This window comes from Roseateles sp. AC306 (genome assembly GCF_979253795.1).
The window spans coordinates 1-18,847 of record NZ_CEEDEB010000002.1 but is presented as its reverse complement, the minus strand read 5'-3'; the positions used below and the strand labels follow the sequence as shown (position 1 = coordinate 18,847).

16 protein-coding genes are annotated in these 18,847 nt (G+C 67.5%); 8 read left to right on the top strand and 8 right to left on the bottom strand.

The features are described from left to right. Positions 1-85: 85 nt before the first annotated feature. From AC0IZJ_RS04745 to AC0IZJ_RS04730, 4 genes are all read right to left on the bottom strand, one after another. A complete protein-coding gene (locus tag AC0IZJ_RS04745; protein WP_471847184.1) occupies positions 86-2,086 on the bottom strand; it encodes a M3 family metallopeptidase in 2,001 nt (666 codons plus the stop codon). 1 nt (position 2,087) lies between these two features. Next, positions 2,088-2,945 carry a bifunctional methylenetetrahydrofolate dehydrogenase/methenyltetrahydrofolate cyclohydrolase FolD gene (gene folD / locus AC0IZJ_RS04740; protein ID WP_471847182.1) on the bottom strand — a complete coding sequence of 286 codons (858 nt, stop codon included), beginning with the start codon at positions 2,943-2,945 and terminating at the stop codon, positions 2,088-2,090. Positions 2,946-3,024: 79 nt separating this feature from the next. Further along, positions 3,025-3,648, bottom strand: coding sequence for a response regulator transcription factor (locus AC0IZJ_RS04735; RefSeq protein ID WP_348011669.1), 624 nt, complete (start codon positions 3,646-3,648; stop codon positions 3,025-3,027). After that, a complete protein-coding gene (locus AC0IZJ_RS04730; RefSeq protein ID WP_471847180.1) occupies positions 3,645-6,245 on the bottom strand; it encodes a PAS domain S-box protein in 2,601 nt (866 codons plus the stop codon). Before AC0IZJ_RS04730 ends, AC0IZJ_RS04735 begins: the two co-directional genes overlap by 4 nt. Positions 6,246-6,426: 181 nt before the next feature. Between AC0IZJ_RS04730 and aceE the strand changes: the two genes are divergently transcribed. From aceE to AC0IZJ_RS04710, 4 genes are all read left to right on the top strand, one after another. Beyond that, positions 6,427-9,135, top strand: coding sequence for a pyruvate dehydrogenase (acetyl-transferring), homodimeric type (gene aceE / locus AC0IZJ_RS04725; RefSeq protein WP_471847178.1), 2,709 nt, complete (start codon positions 6,427-6,429; stop codon positions 9,133-9,135). 19 nt (positions 9,136-9,154) lie between these two features. Then, positions 9,155-10,831, top strand: coding sequence for a dihydrolipoyllysine-residue acetyltransferase (gene aceF, locus AC0IZJ_RS04720; protein ID WP_471847176.1), 1,677 nt, complete (start codon positions 9,155-9,157; stop codon positions 10,829-10,831). 15 nt (positions 10,832-10,846) lie between these two features. Continuing rightward, a complete protein-coding gene (gene lpdA, locus AC0IZJ_RS04715) occupies positions 10,847-12,652 on the top strand; it encodes a dihydrolipoyl dehydrogenase (protein WP_471847174.1) in 1,806 nt (601 codons plus the stop codon). Positions 12,653-12,766: 114 nt separating this feature from the next. Further along, complete coding sequence (locus tag AC0IZJ_RS04710) at positions 12,767-12,979, top strand: hypothetical protein (RefSeq protein ID WP_471847172.1); 213 nt, start codon at positions 12,767-12,769, stop codon at positions 12,977-12,979. Between the two features lie 57 nt (positions 12,980-13,036). Here AC0IZJ_RS04710 and AC0IZJ_RS04705 read toward each other — a convergent pair whose 3' ends face one another. From AC0IZJ_RS04705 to AC0IZJ_RS04690, 4 genes are all read right to left on the bottom strand, one after another. Next, positions 13,037-13,276 carry a trypsin-like peptidase domain-containing protein gene (locus AC0IZJ_RS04705; protein ID WP_471847170.1) on the bottom strand — a complete coding sequence of 80 codons (240 nt, stop codon included), beginning with the start codon at positions 13,274-13,276 and terminating at the stop codon, positions 13,037-13,039. After that, positions 13,270-13,464 carry a hypothetical protein gene (locus AC0IZJ_RS04700; RefSeq protein ID WP_471847168.1) on the bottom strand — a complete coding sequence of 65 codons (195 nt, stop codon included), beginning with the start codon at positions 13,462-13,464 and terminating at the stop codon, positions 13,270-13,272. The genes AC0IZJ_RS04705 and AC0IZJ_RS04700 overlap by 7 nt, the downstream gene beginning before the upstream one ends. A gap of 68 nt (positions 13,465-13,532) precedes the next feature. Then, a complete protein-coding gene (locus AC0IZJ_RS04695) occupies positions 13,533-14,108 on the bottom strand; it encodes a hypothetical protein (protein WP_471847166.1) in 576 nt (191 codons plus the stop codon). Between the two features lie 5 nt (positions 14,109-14,113). Further along, the gene (locus tag AC0IZJ_RS04690; RefSeq protein WP_471847164.1) at positions 14,114-15,004 is read right to left on the bottom strand and encodes an HDOD domain-containing protein; all 891 of its coding nucleotides are present in this window, start codon (positions 15,002-15,004) and stop codon (positions 14,114-14,116) included. A gap of 79 nt (positions 15,005-15,083) precedes the next feature. On the opposite strand from AC0IZJ_RS04690, the gene AC0IZJ_RS04685 reads away from it, so the two are divergent. From AC0IZJ_RS04685 to AC0IZJ_RS04670, 4 genes are all read left to right on the top strand, one after another. Next, positions 15,084-15,503: a hypothetical protein gene (locus AC0IZJ_RS04685; protein WP_471847162.1), complete on the top strand. Its 420-nt coding sequence runs from the start codon at positions 15,084-15,086 to the stop codon at positions 15,501-15,503. Positions 15,504-15,580: 77 nt separating this feature from the next. Beyond that, on the top strand, positions 15,581-16,048 hold the full coding sequence (locus tag AC0IZJ_RS04680; RefSeq protein WP_471848457.1) for a DUF6152 family protein: 468 nt from the start codon (positions 15,581-15,583) through the stop codon (positions 16,046-16,048). An 83-nt stretch (positions 16,049-16,131) separates the two neighbouring features. Next, the gene (locus AC0IZJ_RS04675; protein ID WP_471847160.1) at positions 16,132-16,806 is read left to right on the top strand and encodes a transglutaminase-like cysteine peptidase; all 675 of its coding nucleotides are present in this window, start codon (positions 16,132-16,134) and stop codon (positions 16,804-16,806) included. 10 nt (positions 16,807-16,816) lie between these two features. After that, positions 16,817-18,739: an EAL domain-containing protein gene (locus AC0IZJ_RS04670; RefSeq protein ID WP_471847158.1), complete on the top strand. Its 1,923-nt coding sequence runs from the start codon at positions 16,817-16,819 to the stop codon at positions 18,737-18,739. The last annotated feature ends 108 nt before the right edge of the window (positions 18,740-18,847 follow it).

Sequence of the window (18,847 nt, the reverse complement as noted above, 5' to 3'; positions counted from 1 at the left end):
CGTCCAGCTTGCCGGCGGTCGCTGGCCATCGCGAGGCGCTTGGCCTTGCCGACACTGATGCCGCGCCAGAGCGCGACATAGCGCATCAGCTCATGCCCTGATGACGCAGCAGCGCGTCGATCCTGGGCTCGCGGCCGCGGAAGGCCTTGAAGTTGTCGATGGCGTCGCGGGCGCCGCCTTGCTCCAGCACCTCGTTCAGGAAGCGCTTGCCGGTGGCCGGGTTGAAGACGCCTTCTTCCTCGAAGGCGCTCCAGGCGTCGGCGCTCAGCAGCTCGGCCCACTTGTAGCTGTAGTAGCCGGCCGCATAGCCACCTGCAAAGATGTGCGAGAAGCTGTGCTGGAAGCGGTTGAAGCTCGGCGGGACGAGCACGGCAACCTCGGCTCGAACTTCGTCGACCAGCTTCTGCACGTCGGCCTCCGCGCCGGGTGTGGCGTGCAGTCGCATGTCGAACAGCGAGAACTCGATCTGGCGCAGCGTCATCAATCCGCTCTGGAAATTCTTGGCTGCGATCATCTTGTCGAACAGGTCGCGCGGTAGCGGCTCGCCGGTCTCGGCATGGCCGCTGAGCTGCTGCAACACGTCCCACTCCCAGCAGAAGTTCTCCATGAACTGGCTGGGCAGTTCGACGGCGTCCCACTCCACGCCGGAGATGCCGGAGACGCCCAGGTCGTTGACCTGCGTCAGCATGTGATGCAGGCCGTGGCCGAACTCGTGGAAAAGGGTGATGACGTCGTCGTGCGTCAGCAGCGCGGCTTTGTCGCCGACCGGCGGCGCGAAGTTGCAGGTCAAAAGCGCGACCGGCGTCTGCTGCTCACCCGTGGGCTTGAGCCATCGGCTGCGCACCTCGTCCATCCAGGCGCCTGGGCGCTTGCCGTTGCGGGCGTAGAGGTCGAGGTAGAACTGGGCGATCAACTGGCCGCCACGGCGCATCTCGTAGAACTTGACCGTCTCGTGCCAGACCGAGGCCTTGGCTTCCGAGATGGACACGTCGAACAGCCGCTCGATGATGGAAAACAGCCCGCCCACGACCTTGGGTGCGGTGAAGTAGAGCTTCACGGTCTGGTCGCTGAAGGCGTAGCGGGCTTCCTTGAGTTTCTCGCTCCAGAAGGACACGTCCCAGCTTTCGAGCGGTTGGCCCTTGGAGAACTCGCGCAGCTCGGCCAGGTCCTTCTCGGCGAAGGGCCGGGCACGTTTGGCAAGGTCGCTGAGGAAGGTCGTCACCTCGGCGGGCGAGGACGCCATCTTGGGCGCCAGAGATACCTCGGCGAAGCTGGCATAGCCGAGCAGTTGCGCCTCCTCCTGGCGCAGCGCGACGATCTCGCGCATGGCGGCGGTGTTGTCCCACTCGGGCTTGCCCGCCTCACTGGCACGCGTGACGTAGGCGCGGTAGAGCTTCTCGCGCAACGCACGGTTCTCGGCGTACTGCATGACGGGCAGGTAGACCGGGAAGTGCAGCGTGATCCGGTGTTGCGACTGACTGCCGCCCTCGTCGAGCCTGGTGGCGTCCAGCACGTCCTGCGGCACGCCGGCCAGCTCGTCGGCAGAGGCGATGGTGCTCCAGCCATCGGTCGCGTCCAGCACATGCTCGCTGAACTGCTGCTGCAGCTCGGCACTGCGCTCCTGGATGGCGGCGTAGCGCTCGCGGGCCTCGCCCTGCAGCTCGGCGCCGGACAGCACGAAGTCGCGGATGGCGTGCTTGAGCAACTGCTGGCGCGGCGCGCTCAAGGAGGCACCCTGCGTGGCGACGACGGCCTTGTACTTGGCGAACAGCGCCTCGTTGGCGCCCATGGCCGTGCTGAACTCGGTGACCGCCGGCAGCACCGCGTTGTAGGCCTCGCGCAGCGCCGGCGTGTCGGCCACGGCGTTGAGGTGGCCCACGGCATGCCAGGCCGTGCCCATGCGCTCCGTCGCGGTGTCCAGGATGCGCGAGAGCGCGTCGTAGTCGGCCGGCGTTTCGGGCTTGGTCGCTTCATCGAGCGCGGCTTGCGCAGCGGCCAGCAACTCAGTGATGGCGGGCTGTACATGCCCGGGCTGGATGGCAGCGAAGTCGGGCAGGGCGGCGGTGGAGAGCAGGGGATTGGTCATATCAGTTCGACTTGAGGCTTCGCTCCGCGGATTCAAGCGTATTGACCAGCAACATGGCAATCGTCATCGGGCCCACCCCGCCCGGCACGGGGGTGATCCAGCCGGCCACGTCCTTGACGCCGTCGAAGTCCACGTCGCCGCACAACTTGCCCTCGTCGTTGCGGTTGATGCCCACGTCGATGACGACGGCGCCGGGTTTGACCATGTCGGCCGTCAGCATGTTGCGGCGGCCGACGGCGGCGACGATGACGTCGGCCTGGCGCGTGTGGTGGCCGATATCGGCCGTGGCGCTATGGCAGACGGTGACCGTGGCGTTGGCTTGCAGAAGCAGCAGGGCCATGGGCTTGCCGACGGTGTTGCTGCGGCCGATGACGACGGCATGCTTGCCGCGCAGGTCGAAGCCGGTGCTCTCGATCAGCTTCATGCAGCCATAGGGCGTGCAGGGGCGAAAGCCGGGCAGCTGGGTCATCAGCTCGCCGGCGCTCAGCGTGGAGTAGCCGTCGACGTCCTTCGCTGTGGCGATGGCCTCGATGACCTTGTGCGGGTCGATGTGCTTGGGCAGCGGCATCTGCACCAGGATGCCGTGGATGCTGGGATCACGGTTGAGCGCATCGATGCGGGCCAGCAGTTCGGCCTCGCTGAAGCTGGCTTCGTATTTCTCCAGCACCGAATGCAGGCCGGCGTCGGCGCAGGCCTTGACCTTGTTGCGCACGTAGACGTGGCTGGCCGGGTCGTCGCCGACGATGACGACGGCAAGGCCTGGCTGGCGACCTTTCGCGGTCAGCGCCGCGGCGCGGGTGGCCACTTCAGCTCGGATGGATTTGGAGAGCGCGAGGCCGTCGATCAGTTGGGCGGTCATGTGAAGGTCCCGTGCATTTGAAATGTCAGAAAGCAAAAAGCCGCTGAGGGTTCAGCGGCCTTTCAGGGAGAGGTGGAGATCAGGCCTTGGCGGTCGCGCCCAAGGCAATCTTGAGCAGGTCCGCCACCGTGTTGGCGTTGAGCTTTTCCATGATGTTGGCGCGGTGCGCCTCAACCGTCTTGATGCTGATGCCGAGGTCGTCGGCGATCTGCTTGTTCAGGCGGCCGGCGACGATGCGCTCCAGCACCTGCGCTTCACGCGTCGTCAGGCGGGCCAGCAGGGCGTCGCGGCTGGCGGCTTCCTGGTGGCTGGAGAAGGCCTCGCGGGCCTGGTCGAGCATGCGCTCCACCAGGGCCAGCAGTTCTTCTTCCTTGAAGGGCTTCTCGATGAAGTCCATCGCGCCCTTCTTCATCGTCTGCACGGCCATGGGCACGTCGCCGTGGCCGGTGATGAAGACGATGGGCAGCGGGCTCTTGCGCTCGATGAGCCGGTCCTGGAGTTCCAGCCCGGTCATGCCGTCCATGCGGATGTCGGCGATGAGGCAGGCGACCTCGCGGGGGTCGTAGCGCGTCAGGAAGGATTCGGCGGAGTCAAAGCATTTGACCCGGTAGTCCTTGCCTTCAAGCAGCCATTGCAGGGAGTCGCGAACTGCCTCGTCGTCGTCGACAACGTAGACATTGCCCTTCTTGGGAATCAAGCTCATGGTGTGGTGGGTTCGGTTCTCTGAGCGCTGCTGGCGGCACCCGGATTGGGGTCCTGACGCAGGTGTTCGGGCGTGATGGTGACGGGTATCGTGAACGCGAATCGGCACCCGACAACCAAGGAACCATTGTAGAGGTTCTCGGCTTTTATCCGGCCCTGGTGGGACTCGACGATAGACCGGCATAACCCTAATCCGATGCCCAGACCGTCGGCCTTGGTCGAGAAGAAGGCCTCGTACATGCGGGCCAGCACCTCGTCGGGCAGGCCCGGGCCCATGTCGGTGACCGAGAACTCGATCTGCCCGCCCAGGTCGGCGCTGTGCTTGGGCACCACGCGAAGCTCGATGTGGCGGCGCGAGGTGGGCAGGGAGGCGTTGTCGATGGCCTCGGCCGCGTTCTTGAGCAGGTTCATCAACACCTGCTCGATGAGGATGGGGTCGACCATCATCTGCGGCAGCCGCTGCGCGATATAGGTGTGGATGGCGACGTTGCGGCGGCGCAGCTCGATGCCGGCCAGTTCAACGGCGTCCTCGACGATGGCTGTCGCGTGGGCGGGCTGGCGCTGCGGCTCGCTGCGTTTCACGAAGTTGCGGATGCGGTGAATGATCTGGCCGGCCCGTTCGGCCTGCTTGGCCGTCTTGGTCAGCGCGGCCATCAGCGCTTCCTTGTCGATGCTGTCGGCGCGCACGCGGCTGACCATGCCGTTGCAGTAGTTGGTGATGGCGGTCAGCGGCTGGTTCAGTTCATGGGCGACGCTCGAGGCCATCTCGCCCATGGTCATCAGCCGGCTCGTCACCTGCGCCTTGTCGGCTTGAAGCGCGGCCTGCGCCTCGGCGGCGCGGCGCATCGTGATGTCGGTGGCGATCAGCATCTGCGCCAGGCGGCCGTCGGTCCATTGCAGATAGCGGGCGCGCACGTCGAACCACATGGCGAGCGATTCGACATAGACCTCCCGCGGGTCCGAGCCCATGTCGGTCAGGGCCTCGGAAGGCAGGCCGGAGTAGTCGTCCACCTCGTCCGTGCCATCGTCCAGGCCGCCGTGGCGGCTGGTGGTGCCAACCAACTGGCCGCCGGCCAGCAGCGCATGGCCGGCCGGGTCGGCGCCGAACCACAGCCGGTAGCTGCGGTTGGCAAACAGCAGCTCGGGCGGCGTCACCGACAGCACCGACACGGCGGCATCCAGCCCCTCCAGCACGGTGGTGAAGCGTTCGTGCGAGGCGGAGAGCTGGTCGCGCACGCGCTTGGCCTCGGTGATGTTGGTCATCGAAGTCATCCAGCCGGTCTGCTTGCCCTTGGTGTCCACCAATGGCGAGACGTAGACGCGGGCGTCGAAGGTCGAGCCGTCCTTGCGGGCGATCTTCACCTCCACGCCGCCTGACGGGCTGCGGCCCTGCAGCTCCTGCTGTAGCAGGCGCGCGTTCTCCTCGCGCCGGTCGGCGGGCCAGAAGGGGTAGGGCGGCGTGCGGCCGACGAGGTCGGCCTCGGAGAAGCCCGTCATCGCGCAGAAGGCCGGGTTCACGTAGGTGATGCGCGTGTCCATGTCCATGGCGCGCATGCCGGTCAGCATGGAGTTTTCCATCGCGCGGCGGAAGTTGGTCTCCAGCGTCAGCGCGTTCTGGATCTGCGTGCGGCGGCGCATGTGGCGCCAGGTGCCAAGCAGCATCCACACCGTCATGCCGGCCAGCGCCAGCACCAGCCAGAACAGCGCGTTGTTGATGAGGCCGATGGACGTGCGCCAGCCCTGGCCGCGCAGCACCAGGCCGTTGAGGGCCGGTGCGAGCGGCACGTCATGCAGCAGGGCCGCACGCCGCAGGATCTGGCCGGGCATGGGCGTGACGCTGCTGCTGACGACCTGGTCGCGCGCATCCAGAACGGCGATGCTGTGGCGGTTGGAGACCTCGCTGGGCACGTAATAGCGCAGCAAGGCCTCGACGGTGTACTCGGCGATCAGCACGCCGACGAAGCCGCCGCGGTCGATCAGCGGGATGTGGAGCTGGAAGACGGTGACGCCGTTGGCGTCCGTGAACGGCGGCGAATAGACGGGTTGGCGGCGCTCCTTGGCGGCTTCGAAGGCGATCGCTGCGGCGTTGGACTGGTTGGGCATCGGCATCGACGGGTCGTTGCCTTCCGCCGACATCAGGCCGTCCGCCTGGAAGCCCGCCGCGCCGACGCTGCTGCGGCGCTCGCGCCGGTTGCTCAGCCAGGTCACATGCGTCAGCTCTGGCCGCTCGCGCGCAAAGGCCTGGGCCTGGGCAGAGAACTCATGCGCGTCGATCTGGCGGGTGACCACTTCGCGAGCGATGCGCACGAGCTGCTCCTGGTTCTCGATCAGACGCAGGCGGATCTGCTGCTGGGCGATCTCGGTGTCACGCTTGACCGACTCGGTCTCGCGCTCGATTTCCTCGTTGCGCAGGTACCAGAAGGCCGAAATGATGGCCGCCAGGAACAGCAGCACCGAGATCAGCGGCCCCAGCGTGGCCAGCCGATCCTGGCGCGAGGGCGATTGCCGGAACCACCAGGTGGCCACCAGGCGGCGCCACGGCGCCAGCAGGCGCTGCCGGCGTGTGCGGGTCTCGGGAACGTGCGGATCAAGGGCCATCGCCAAATTATCCGGGGCGGATGCAGTCGCGTTAATTTCATAATAAGAAATCGTCTCGCGCCATTTGGGAAGTGGCAAAGACTTGTGCGACACTCCGCCCGCTCGCGGCCCCTGCGCCTGCTTGCCCTCGTCAGAACACCCCCCGCTGCCCGCCAGAGGCGGCATTTGAAGGAGACCGGCCATGTCCGCCCAGCCGCAAGAATTTCTCGGCGCCGCCGCGAATGACAAAGATCCGACGGAAACCCGTGAGTGGCTGGATGCCCTCTCGTCCGTCATCGGCGAGGAGGGCGGCGACCGCGCCCACTTCCTGCTCGAGACGCTGATCGACCACGCCCGCCAGGCCGGCATCGAGGTGCCGTTCTCGGCCAACACGGCCTACGTCAACACCATCCCGACCGACCAGGAAGAACGCTTCCCCGGCAACATCGAGATCGAGGAGCGCCTGCGCGCCTACATGCGCTGGAACGCCATGGCGATGGTCGTGCGCGCCAACAAGCACAACCCCGAGGATGGGGGTGATCTGGGCGGCCACATTTCGTCGTTTGCCTCGCTGGCGACGATGCTGGGCTGCGGCTTCAACCACTTCTGGCATGCCGACGACGGTGTGCACGGTGGCGACCTGCTCTACATCCAGGGCCACAGCGCCCCGGGCATCTACGCCCGCGCCTTCATGGAAGGCCGCATCACCGAAGAGCAGCTGATCAACTTCCGCCAGGAAGTCGACGGCAAAGGCCTGTCCAGCTATCCGCATCCGAAGCTGATGCCCAACTTCTGGCAGTTCCCGACCGTCTCGATGGGCCTCGGCCCCTTGATGGCCATCTACCAGGCGCGCTTCCTGAAGTATCTGCATGCCCGCGGCATTGCCGACACGAGCAAGCGCAAGGTCTGGGTGTTCCTGGGCGACGGCGAGATGGACGAGCCCGAATCGCTCGGTGCCATCGGGCTGGCCGCACGCGAGAAGCTGGACAACCTCATCTTCGTCGTCAACTGCAACCTGCAGCGCCTGGACGGCCCGGTGCGCGGCAACGGCAAGATCATCCAGGAGCTGGAAGGCGAATTCCGCGGCGCCGGCTGGAACGTCATCAAGCTGATCTGGGGCGGCTATTGGGACCCGCTGCTGGCGCGCGACAAGGACGAGCTGTTGCGCAAGGTCATGATGGAGACCGTCGACGGCGATTACCAGGCCATGAAGGCCAACGACGGCGCCTTCGTCCGCAAGAACTTCTTCGGCAAGCACCCCAAGCTGCTGGAGCTCGTCTCCAAGATGAGCGACGAGGACATCTGGCGCCTGCAGCGTGGCGGCCATGACCCGCAGAAGGTCTACGCGGCGTATCACAAGGCCGTCAACACCGTCGGCCAGCCGACCGTGCTGCTCGTGAAGACCGTCAAGGGCTTCGGCATGGGCAAGATCGGTGAAGGCAAGAACACCGCCCACCAGACCAAGAAGCTGCAGGACGACGACATCCGCGCGATGCGCGACCGCTTCAACATCCCGGTGTCGGATGAAGACCTGCCCAAGATCCCGTTCTATCAGCCGCCGGAAGGCTCGCAGGAACTGAAGTACCTGCACGAGCGCCGCAACGCGCTGGGCGGCTACCTGCCCAAGCGCCGTGCCAAGACCGACGAGAAGCTGGCCGTGCCCGACCTGGCCACCTTCCAGGCCGTGCTCGACCCGACGGCCGAAGGCCGCGAGATCTCGACGACCCAGGCCTATGTGCGCTTCCTGACGACGCTGCTGCGCGACAAGGAACTCGGCCCGCGCACCGTGCCCATCCTCGTCGACGAGGCGCGCACCTTCGGCATGGAAGGTCTGTTCCGCCAGATCGGCATCTACAACCCCGCAGGCCAGAACTACACCCCGGTCGACCGCGACCAGGTCATGTACTACCGCGAGGACAAGGCCGGCCAGGTGCTTCAGGAAGGCATCAACGAAGCCGGCGGCATGGCCAGCTGGATCGCTGCGGCAACGTCGTACTCGACGAACAACCGCGTGATGATCCCGTTCTACGTCTACTACTCGATGTTCGGCTTCCAGCGCATCGGTGACCTGGCCTGGGCCGCCGGTGACATGCAGGCGCGTGGCTTCCTGCTGGGCGGCACGTCCGGCCGCACGACGCTCAACGGCGAAGGCCTGCAGCACGAGGACGGCCACAGCCACATCCTGGCCGGCACGATCCCCAACTGCGTGTCCTACGACCCGACCTTCGCGCACGAAGTCGCCGTGATCATGCAGCGTGGCCTGAAGCGCATGGTGGAAGACCAGGAAAACGTCTACTACTACATCACCCTGCTGAACGAGAACTACCCGATGCCGGGCCTCAAGGCCGGCACCGAGGAGCAGATCCTCAAGGGCATGTACCTGCTGGAAGACGCCGACGCGAGCAAGCCCGTCAGCGTCAACCTGCTGGGCTCGGGCACCATCCTGCGCGAGAGCCAGGCCGCCAAGAAGCTGCTGGAAGAAGAGTGGGGCGTGGGCGCCAACGTGTGGAGCTGCCCGAGCTTCAACGAGCTGGCCCGCGACGGCCAGAACGCCGAGCGCTGGAATCTGCTGCACCCGACCGAACTCGCCTGCGTGCCCTTCGTGACGCAGCAGCTCGGCCGCACGCAAGGCCCGGTCATCGCGTCGACCGACTACATGAAGAACTACGCCGAGCAGATCCGCGCCTTCATCCCGCGTGGTCGTTCGTACAAGGTGCTGGGCACCGACGGCTTCGGCCGCTCGGACTTCCGCTCCAAGCTGCGCGAGCACTTCGAGGTCAACCGCCACTACATCGTCGTGGCCGCGCTGAAGGCGCTGGCCGATGACGGCGCGGTGCCGATGGCCAAGGTGGCCGAGGCCATCGCGAAGTACGGCATCAAGGCCGACAAGATCAATCCTTTGTACGCCTGAGCCGCGGGGAGACAAGAACATGGCATTGATTGAAGTCAAGGTTCCGGACATCGGCGATTTCGACGAGGTCGGCGTCATCGAGGTGCTGGTCAAGGTGGGCGACACCGTCAAGGTCGAGCAGAGCCTGATCACCGTCGAAAGCGACAAGGCGTCGATGGAGATTCCGTCGTCGCAGGCGGGTGTCGTCAAGGAGATCAAGGTCGCCGTGGGCGACAAGGTCAAGCAGGGCAGCGTCGTGGTGGTCGTGGAAGGCGAGGGCGCTGCTGCGCCGGCCGCCGTTGCTGCGCCTGCCGCTGCTGCTGCACCGGCGCCTGCCGCTGCGGCGCCCGCACCGGCACCGGCTGCCGAGCCCGCCGCGCCCGCGCCGGCCCCTGCGGCTGGCGGCTCGGTCACCGTCGTCGTGCCGGACATCGGCGACTTCGACGAAGTGGCCGTCATCGAGCTGCTCGTGAAGGTCGGCGACACCGTCAAGGTCGAGCAGAGCCTCATCACCGTCGAGAGCGACAAGGCCTCGATGGAGATCCCGTCGTCCACGGCAGGCGTCGTCGAGGAACTGCTCGTCAAGATCGGCGACAAGGTCGCCAAAGGATCGGCGCTGGCCCGCGTGAAGGCTACTGGCGGTGCTGCCCCCGCGCCTGCACCGGCAGCTGCCGCGCCTGCACCGGCGCCTGCTGCGGCTGCACCTGCTGCGGCTTCAACCGAAGCCAAGGCCGTGCCGACAGCCGCGCTGCCGCCGCATCAGCCGACAGCGCCCACCGGCAAGTTGCCGCACGCCTCGCCCACCATCCGCAAGCTCGCCCGCGAACTCGGCGTGCCGCTGGTCGAAGTGAAGGGCACTGGTGCCAAGGGCCGTATCGTCGAGAGCGACGTGCAAGGCTTCGTCAAGGCGGTCATGTCGGGCGCGGTGCAGACCTCGGCCCAGAAGGCTGTCGCACCCGCGGCTCCCGCTGGCGGAGGTTCCGGCCTGAACGTCCTGGCCTGGCCCAAGGTCGACTTCGAGAAGTTCGGCCCGGTCGAGCGCAAGGAACTCTCGCGCATCAAGAAGATCTCCGGCGCCAACCTGCATCGCAACTGGGTCGTCATCCCGCACGTCACCAACCATGACGATGCCGACATCACCGAGCTGGAAGCCTTCCGCGTCCAGCTGAACAAGGAGAACGAGAAGGCCGGCATCAAGGTCACGATGCTCGCGTTCATGATCAAGGCGGCCGTCGCGGCGCTGAAGAAGTTCCCCGAGTTCAACAGCTCGCTGGACGGCGACACGCTGGTGCTCAAGCAGTTCTTCCACATCGGCTTCGCGGCCGACACGCCCAACGGCCTCGTCGTACCGGTCATCAAAGACGCCGACAAGAAGGGCATCTTCCAGATCACCCAGGAAATGGGCGAACTGGCCAAGAAGGCGCGCGATGGCAAGCTGGGCCCGGCCGACATGAGCGGCGGCTGCTTCTCGATCAGCAGCCTCGGCGGCATCGGCGGCAAGTACTTCACGCCCATCATCAATGCGCCCGAAGTGGCCATCATGGGCGTCTGCAAGAGCAGCATCGAGCCCGTGTGGGACGGCAAGGCCTTCCAGCCGCGCCTGATCCTGCCGCTGTCGCTGAGCTGGGATCACCGCGTCATCGACGGCGCTGCGGCCGCGCGCTTCAACGTCTACTTCGCCAGCCTGCTGTCCGACTTCCGTCGGATCGCGCTGTGATCAGGAGCGGAACCAATGGCACTCATTGAAGTTCAAGTTCCCGACATCGGCGACTTCGACGAAGTCGGCGTCATCGAAGTGCTGGTGAAGGCCGGCGACACCGTCAAGGTCGAGCAGAGCCTGATCACCGTCGAGAGCGACAAGGCGTCGATGGAGATTCCGTCGTCGGCTGCCGGCGTGGTGAAGGAGTTGCGCGTCAACATCGGTGACAAGGTCAAGAAGGGCTCGGTCGTGCTGACGCTGGAGTCGGCTGAAGCCGCGGCTCCCGCGCCGGCTGCTGCTGCACCTGCACCTGCACCTGCACCTGCACCTGTGGCCGCTGCACCGGCTCCAGTCGCCGCGACCTACTCCGGCAGCGCCGATCAGGCCTTCGACCTCGTCGTCCTCGGCGGCGGCCCCGGCGGCTACTCGGCTGCCTTCCGCGCCGCCGACCTGGGCCTGAAGGTCGCTCTCGTCGAGCGTTACGCCACCCTCGGCGGCGTCTGCCTGAACGTGGGCTGCATCCCGTCCAAGGCGCTGCTGCACGTCGCCGCGGTGATGGATGAGGTCAGCCACATGGCCGACCTCGGCGTGGCCTTCGGCGAGCCCGAGGTCGACATCGACAAGCTGCGCGCGCACAAGAACAAGGTTACCGGCAAGCTGACCGGCGGCCTCGCGGCCATGGCCAAGATGCGCAAGGTGACCGTGCTGCGTGGCGTCGGCTCGCTAGTGGACGCGCAACACCTGAAGGTCGAAGCGACCGAAGGTGCGGTCGGTCAAGCGAAGACCGGTGCGTCGCAGACCGTCGCCTTCAAGCGTCTCATCATCGCGGCCGGTTCGCAGGCCGTGCGTCTGCCTTTCCTGCCGGACGACCCGCGCATCGTCGACTCGACCGGCGCGCTGGAGATGCAGGTCGAGGCCGAGAAGATGCTCATCGTCGGCGGCGGCATCATCGGCCTGGAGATGGGCACGGTGTATTCGACGCTGGGCTCGCGGCTGGACGTCGTCGAGATGCTGCCCACGCTGATGACCGGCGCGGACCGCGACCTCGTCAAGGTCTGGCAGAAGTTCAATGCGCACCGCTTCGACAACATCATGTTGAACACGAAGACGGTCGGCGCCGAGGCGAAGCCGGACGGCATCTGGGTGACCTTCGAAGGTGAAGGTGCGCCCAAGGAGCCGCAGCGCTACGACCTCGTGCTGCAAGCCGTCGGCCGCACGCCCAACGGCAAGAAGATCGCGGCCGAGAACGCCGGCGTGGTCGTCACCGACCGCGGCTTCATCCCGGTCGACGTGCAGATGCGCACCAACGTGCCGAGCGTGTTTGCCATCGGCGACATCGTCGGCCAGCCCATGCTGGCCCACAAGGCGGTGCACGAAGGCCACGTCGCGGCCGAAGTCATCGCCGGCGAACTGCTGAACGACGAGAAGCTGAAGAAGAGCCAGTTCGACGCCCGCGTGATCCCGAGCGTGGCCTACACCGACCCGGAGGTGGCCTGGGTGGGCATCACCGAGGACGAGGCCAAGGCCAAGGGCATCAAGGTCACCAAGGGCCTGTTCCCCTGGACGGCTTCGGGCCGCGCCATCGCCAATGGCCGCGACGAGGGCTTCACCAAGCTGCTGTTCGACGAGGAAAGCCACCGCATCATCGGTGGCGGCATCGTCGGCACGCATGCCGGCGACATGATCGGCGAGATCGCGCTGGCCATCGAGATGGGCGCGGACGCGGTGGACATCGGCAAGACCATCCACCCGCACCCGACGCTGGGCGAATCGCTGGGCATGGCCGCCGAAGTGGCGCACGGCTCCTGCACGGACATCCCGCCGGTGCGCAAGAAGTAAGGCTGCTGCGCGCAGAACGCAGGCCCGGCCCGGCAACGGTCCGGGCCTTTTTCATGTTGGCTGGTCCGGGTCTTCCTGCCCGTCTGGCCGCTGCGCCCCTTGCCACAATCGAGCATGACCTTTTTCTACTGGTTCATGGCGATCGTGATGGCCGCCAGCCTGCTTCCCTCGGTGCTCTACATGGGCATCTACTTCTTCACCGGCGAGGACGAGGCCTTCCAGCGCGCGCGCAAGTTCTGGACCTTCCTGCGCGTGTTCACGCTGCTGTGCTTCAACATCATGCTCTGGGGCCACGTCATCGTCGGCGTGTGGCAGCTGGCTCACTGAAGCCGAAAAACAGGCGGCCCCTGCCGGTGCTCGGCAGGGGCCGCCTGCTGGTGAGGCTCAGGGGGCGGCGACGCTGATCTGCAGCGCCTTCACCGCTTCTTCGATGGGGATGAAAAAGTTGAAGCCCTTGCCGGACCCGACGCCGTCGCGCGTGATGGCAACGACGCGGCCGTCGCCGTCCAGCAGCGGGCCACCGCTGCTGCCGAAGGTGACTGCCGCGTCGCTCTGCAGCACGCGCCGGCCCTGCAGCACGCGGTCGGCGCTCAGCACCCCGCGCGTCATCGAGTTGTTCAGCACGCCCAGCGGCGAGGGATGGACACCTTGATGCGGTCTACGGCCAGCGTGACCTTGAGATCCGCGCCCTGAGCGCTGAGCGCCTGCTTCTGCAAGATGTTGGCGGGCGGCGGCGGCAGGTCGGCCGCGAGGGCGGGGCCCATGGCCAGGACGAGTGAAACGGTCAGCGTGGCGCGCAGCGGGAATGTCATGGGTCCTCCTCTGATGGCGGTCCGGGGCCTGCGTGCCCTGGCCGAGGCGTGCGATGGTAGCGGTGGCGTTAAAGCGCCGATTCGTACATCGCCGGGCAGTTCGCCGTGCCGAAGCGGTCCACCGGCATGCGAAACCTCTGGCCGACGCGCAGTTGCTGCCAGCGCTCCTGTGTGACGCGGCAGACCCAGGCGTGGTTGTCGCGGTCGCGCAGCTCGATCTCGAAATAGGCCTCGCGCTTGGCCGTGCGTTCGCTGCCAGGCTCGCCCGGTGGGGCGACGCGCAGCGGCGGGCTGGGCCAGTCGGGCCTGTCGGCCGGGCCGCCCTCCGTCTTGGCGATCCAGTAGCGGCGCCAGACGAGCTGGGTGTAGCGGCAGTGCTCGCCTGGCTCGGCGCGCTTGCCGGTGGGGTCGGCCATCACGCGGCGCGTCACGTCGCGGGCGTCGGCGGGCAGGTCGTCGCACCAGTCCGAGCCGCTCTCGGAGCGCAGCCGCTCGATGACGATCTCCATGCGCCAGCTGCGCTTGATCAGCTCCACGGCGACGCCCGAAGGGCCGAAGATCCACCAGCCCAGCGTGGCCACCGTCGCCACCACCATGGCGGCAAGGATGACGACGCGCAGCCGGGGAAGGCGCAGCCCGGGCATCGTGCTCAGGCCGCGTCGAACTGCGCGTTGACGGCTTCTTCCCAGTGGCCCAGCTCTTCCCAGCCGATGTGCAGCCAGGCCATTGCGGCCTGGTGATGGCCGGCCCAGTCGGCGTCCTCCGGCAGGCCTTCGTGGCGGCGCATCAGGTGCTCGGCGATGAGGCCGGCGGCAATCAGCGTGTGGATTTCGGGTTCGATGCCGGCATGGCCCAGGGCAGCGAAGTCGTGGTGCAGCCGGATGGCCGCCATCAGCGGGGACGGCAGGTTCCACACGCGGATGACGAGGGCGCCGACGACGGCATGGTCGGTGCGGTGGTTGGCGTTCTCGGTGGCGATGTAGGGCCGGTCGATGCGCGCGCCGGCTTCCACCATGGTCGCCGCATAGCCGCGCACGCTCTGCAGCAGCACCGGCACGCCGACATGCAGGAACAGGCCGAAGCTGTGCGCCAGGTCGGGCGACAGGCCCGGCAGCTCCTGCGCGATGGTAGCCATGGCGATGGCTCGCTTGGCACTGCGCTCCCAAAAACGTGCGAGCTGCGGCGTGTTGACGGGGATGGCGTGCTGAACCAGGAAGCCCGTCATGACGGCCACGCTCTCGCGCAGGCCGATGCGCGTCATGGCCTGGCCGACGGTCGTGCAGGGCAGGCCCACCGGCTTGAACAGCGGGCCGTTGGCAATGCGCAGCAACGTGGCAGCCATGGCTACGTCGCTGGAGGCGATGCGGGCGACGAGGTTGAGATCGGGCTCGGGCTGGCTCATGGCCTGCTGCAGCTGGGCCAGCAGCGCAGGGCAGGGCGGGATCTGAATCTGCTGCAAGGGGCCGCGGCGGCGCGCTTGATCGAGGTCGTCGCGGATCTGCTGGGTCTTGCCGCTCGTGGCGGATGAGGGGGTCTGCATGGCCAAAAAATCATAGGCGGCGCGAGCGCCGCTACATTGACCAATGTTGCCGACTTCCGTGTTTTGATTTGCGCCAGCCATGTGGACAGGTCTCGCCTCGCATCCCTGGGCCTACCCGGCGCTGGAGACGGTGCATCTGGTCGGTATCGCGCTGCTGTTCGGCGGCCTTCTGGTGTTCGAGTTGCGGCTGCTGGGCCTCGCCCGCACCCTCGACCTCCCGGTACTGGCGCGGCTGGTGCTGCCGCTGGCGCTGCTGGGCTTTGCGCTGTGCGCGCTGACGGGCCTTTGCATGTTCGCCACGCAGCCGCAGGAGTTGCTGGCCAACCCGGCCTTTCGCCTCAAGCTGCTGCTGCTGATGCTGGCCGGCGCGAACGCCGCGTGGTTCCACGCCCGTGGCAGCCTGGCCACCGCTGACCGGGCCGCGCGCGTACAAGGCCTGGTCTCGTTAGGGATTTGGCTCGCTGTCATCATCTGCGGGCGTTTTATCGCTTATGTATGAGCCCCTCGCCCGATCGCCGGCTTGGGGCGGCCCGGCACTCGGCCCGGTGACCCCGTCGACTTAAGGAGTTCGCGATGATGCACAGACGTTCCCTCCTGATCGCACTGCCCGCATTCGGCAGCCTGCCCGCGCTGGCCCACCATGGCTGGAGCAGCTTCGACCAGGAGCGCCCCATCTACCTCAGCGGCCGTGCTGCCAAGGTGGCCTGGCGCAACCCGCATGCCGAGCTGCAGCTGGAGGTGCCCGAGAACCTCGCGCTGCCGGCCGACCTCGCCAAGCGCAGCCTGCCGCGCCAGACCACGCCGGTCGACGGTGCCGGGCTGCTGGCCAAGGCGCAGTTGCCGAAACGCCGCGACAAGCGCTGGGAAGTGGAGCTGGCGCCACTGACGCGCATGCAGGCCTGGGGTGTCGAGGAGATCAAGCCCGGCGCCGAGATCGGCGTGGTCGGCTTCACGTTCGCGGGCGAGCAGGGCGAGCCGGTGCTGCGTGCCGAATACCTGTTTGTCGGCGACAAGGTCTACGGACTACGCTCTTCCCCGGCCTGAGTTCACGGTCTGGCCCGCTGAGGTCGGGCAGCGGCAAGGGATGGCGCGGGTACAGTGAAAACGGACTTCGCCCGCCGCCCACCTTGCCCATTTCCCTGTTCCGCACCGCCTCTCGTTCGGGCCCGTCCCGGTGGTGGCTGGCCGCGTTCATGTGTTGCCCGTGGCTGGTCCTGGCCGCCTACGATGCAGCGCGCGTGCTCGAGGCCGCAGCCGAACGCGGGCCGCGCGTGGTGGAGCAGGCCCAGGCCCTGGTGCAGCAGATCGAGCGCAGCGGCACTCAGGAGGAGCTGCAGCGGCTCAAGGACGTCAACGACTTCTTCAACCGCCGCTTGGCCTTCCGTGACGACGCCGTCACCTGGGGCCTGCCCGACTACTGGGCCTCGCCGCTGGAAAGCCTGGACAAGCGCGCCGGCGACTGCGAGGACTACGCCATCGCCAAGTACTTCAGCCTGGCCGGCGCCGGTGTGCCGACCGCCAAGCTGCGCCTGGTCTATGTGCGGGCGCGCATGCAGGGGCAGTCACTGGCCCACATGGTGCTGGCCTACTATGCCCAGCCGGGCGCGGAGCCATTGATCCTGGACAACCTGCGCGCCGAGGTGCTGCCCGCCTCGCTGCGCGCCGACCTGACGCCGGTGTTCAGCTTCAACACCGAGGGCTTGTGGCAGGGCGTGGGCCAGGTCACGGCGGGCGACCCGCTGGCGCGGCTGTCGCTGTGGCGGGAGCTGGTTGCCAAAGTGCGGGCGGAAGGATTTTTATGAAGGACGCAACATGTCGTTGATGCGGCAGATCGCCTGGCTGGTGCTGGGCGTGGTGCTGGCGGCGCTCGTGGGCGCGGTCGGGCTGTCGACCTTGTCGCTGCGGCAGCTGATGCAGACGCAGCTGCAGCTGAAGAACGCCGACAACGCGCAGTCCCTCGGCTTGGCACTCTCGCAACAGGGCGGCGACGCCGAACTCATCAAGCTGCTCATTTCGGCCCAGTACGACACCGGCGCCTACGAATTCGTGCGCTGGCGCAGCCTCAACGGTGAGACGCTGTTCGAGCGCGCCGGGGCGGCCAGGTCGGGGCAGTCGCCGGCCTGGTTCCGCGGCCTCGTGCCCATCGAGGCGCCGGCCGGCGTGGCCCAGTTGTCCAACGGCTGGAACGCCATCGGCTCGGTCGAGCTGATGAGTCAATCGAGCTATGCGCATGACGCGCTCTGGCTGGCCTCGCGCCGGCTGCTGGCATGGCTGCTGGTGGTGGGCATCGCGGCGGCCGTGCTGGCCTGGGCGGGCCTGCGTCGCATCCGTCGCCCGCTGGACGCGGCCGTGGCCCAGGCCGAGGGCGTGCTGGCCGGCAGCTACGGCCAGGTCGCCGAGCCGCGCGTGCCCGAGCTGCAGCGGCTGACGCGGGCGATGAACGCCATGGTGCAGCGTGTGCGCGATCTGTTCGAAGCCCAGGCCGGCCAGCTCCTCGTGCTGCGCGAGCAGGTGCACCATGACCCGCTGACCGGCGTGTCCACGCGCAAGCATTTCCTCGCCGAGCTGGACGCCGCCTTGCAGCGCGACGATGGCCCGGCGGTCGCCGGTCTGGTGCTCGTGCGCCTGCGTGACCTCGCCGGGCTCAACGCCCGCCTGGGCCGTGGCGCGGTGGACGATGTGCTGCTCACGGTCGTGACGGCGCTGCAGGCCTATCCCGAGTCCGTGTCCGGCTGCCGCGTGGGCCGGCTCAACGGCGGCGACTTCGCGCTGTGGCTGCCGGCTGCGGGCGTGGCGGCAGAGACCGCACATGCCTTGTCCGACGCGCTGCGCGCCAGCCTGCCGGCCTTCGGCCCCGGCGTGCAGGTGGCGCTGGGCGCCATCGAGCTGCCACGCGAGCGGCCCAGCCCGGTCTGGCTGGGCGAGGCCGACGCCGCGCTGGCGCGTGCCGAGCACCTGAGCGAGTCGCGTGGCGGCTTCGTCGTCGAGATCGTGGCCGACCCGGGCGTGGGCCGCGAGCAGGGCGAGGGCCTGTGGCGGTCGCAGCTGCAGGAAGCCGTGACCGCCCAGCGCGGTCGTCTCGTCGAGTTCCCCGTGCGCGACCGCGCCGGCCGCCTGGTGCATCTGGAATGCCCGCTGCAGCTGCAGCTCGATGCCGGCTACCTGCCCGCCGCATCCTGGCTGCCGTTCGCCGCAAGGGCACGCATGACGGCGGCGGTGGACCTCTTCGCCGTCGGCCTGGCGCTCAAGGCCATTGCGGCGGACGGCCAGGCGCGTTGCATCAACGTGGCGCCGGCGTCACTGGCCGATGGCAGCTTCCTGCCGCAGTTGCGTGAGCTGCTGAGCCAGTGGCCTCAGGCGGCGCGGGCGCTGCTGCTGGACCTGGCCGAGGCGGCTGCGACCGAGCACTTCGAGCGGCTGCTGGAGCTGGGGCTGCAGCTGCGACCGTTGGGCGTGAAGCTCGGGTTGGAGCACGCTGGCGCTGGCCTGGCGCAGGTGGAGCGGCTCTATCAGGCGGGGCTCGATTACGTGAAGCTGGATGCCTCGGTGTTGCTCGGCGTGGCCGGGGAGGCTGGGCGTGCGGCGTTTGTGCGCGGCATGGTCATCATGCTGCGCAGCCTGGCGTTGAAGGTCTACGGCGAGGGTGTCGTGGATGAGATGGATGCACAGGCGTTGTGGGACTGTGAGCTAGATGGGTTGACGGGGCCGTGGGTGACGGCGAGTTCGCCTGGGTGAGTTGTGGGTTGTGTTTGCATAGAGAGCGGCTGCTCGCTGCATTGCCGGGAGTCCGTCCCGGCGGCCGGGTAACTTTCTTCTGCGGGGCCAGAAGAAAGTCACCAAAGA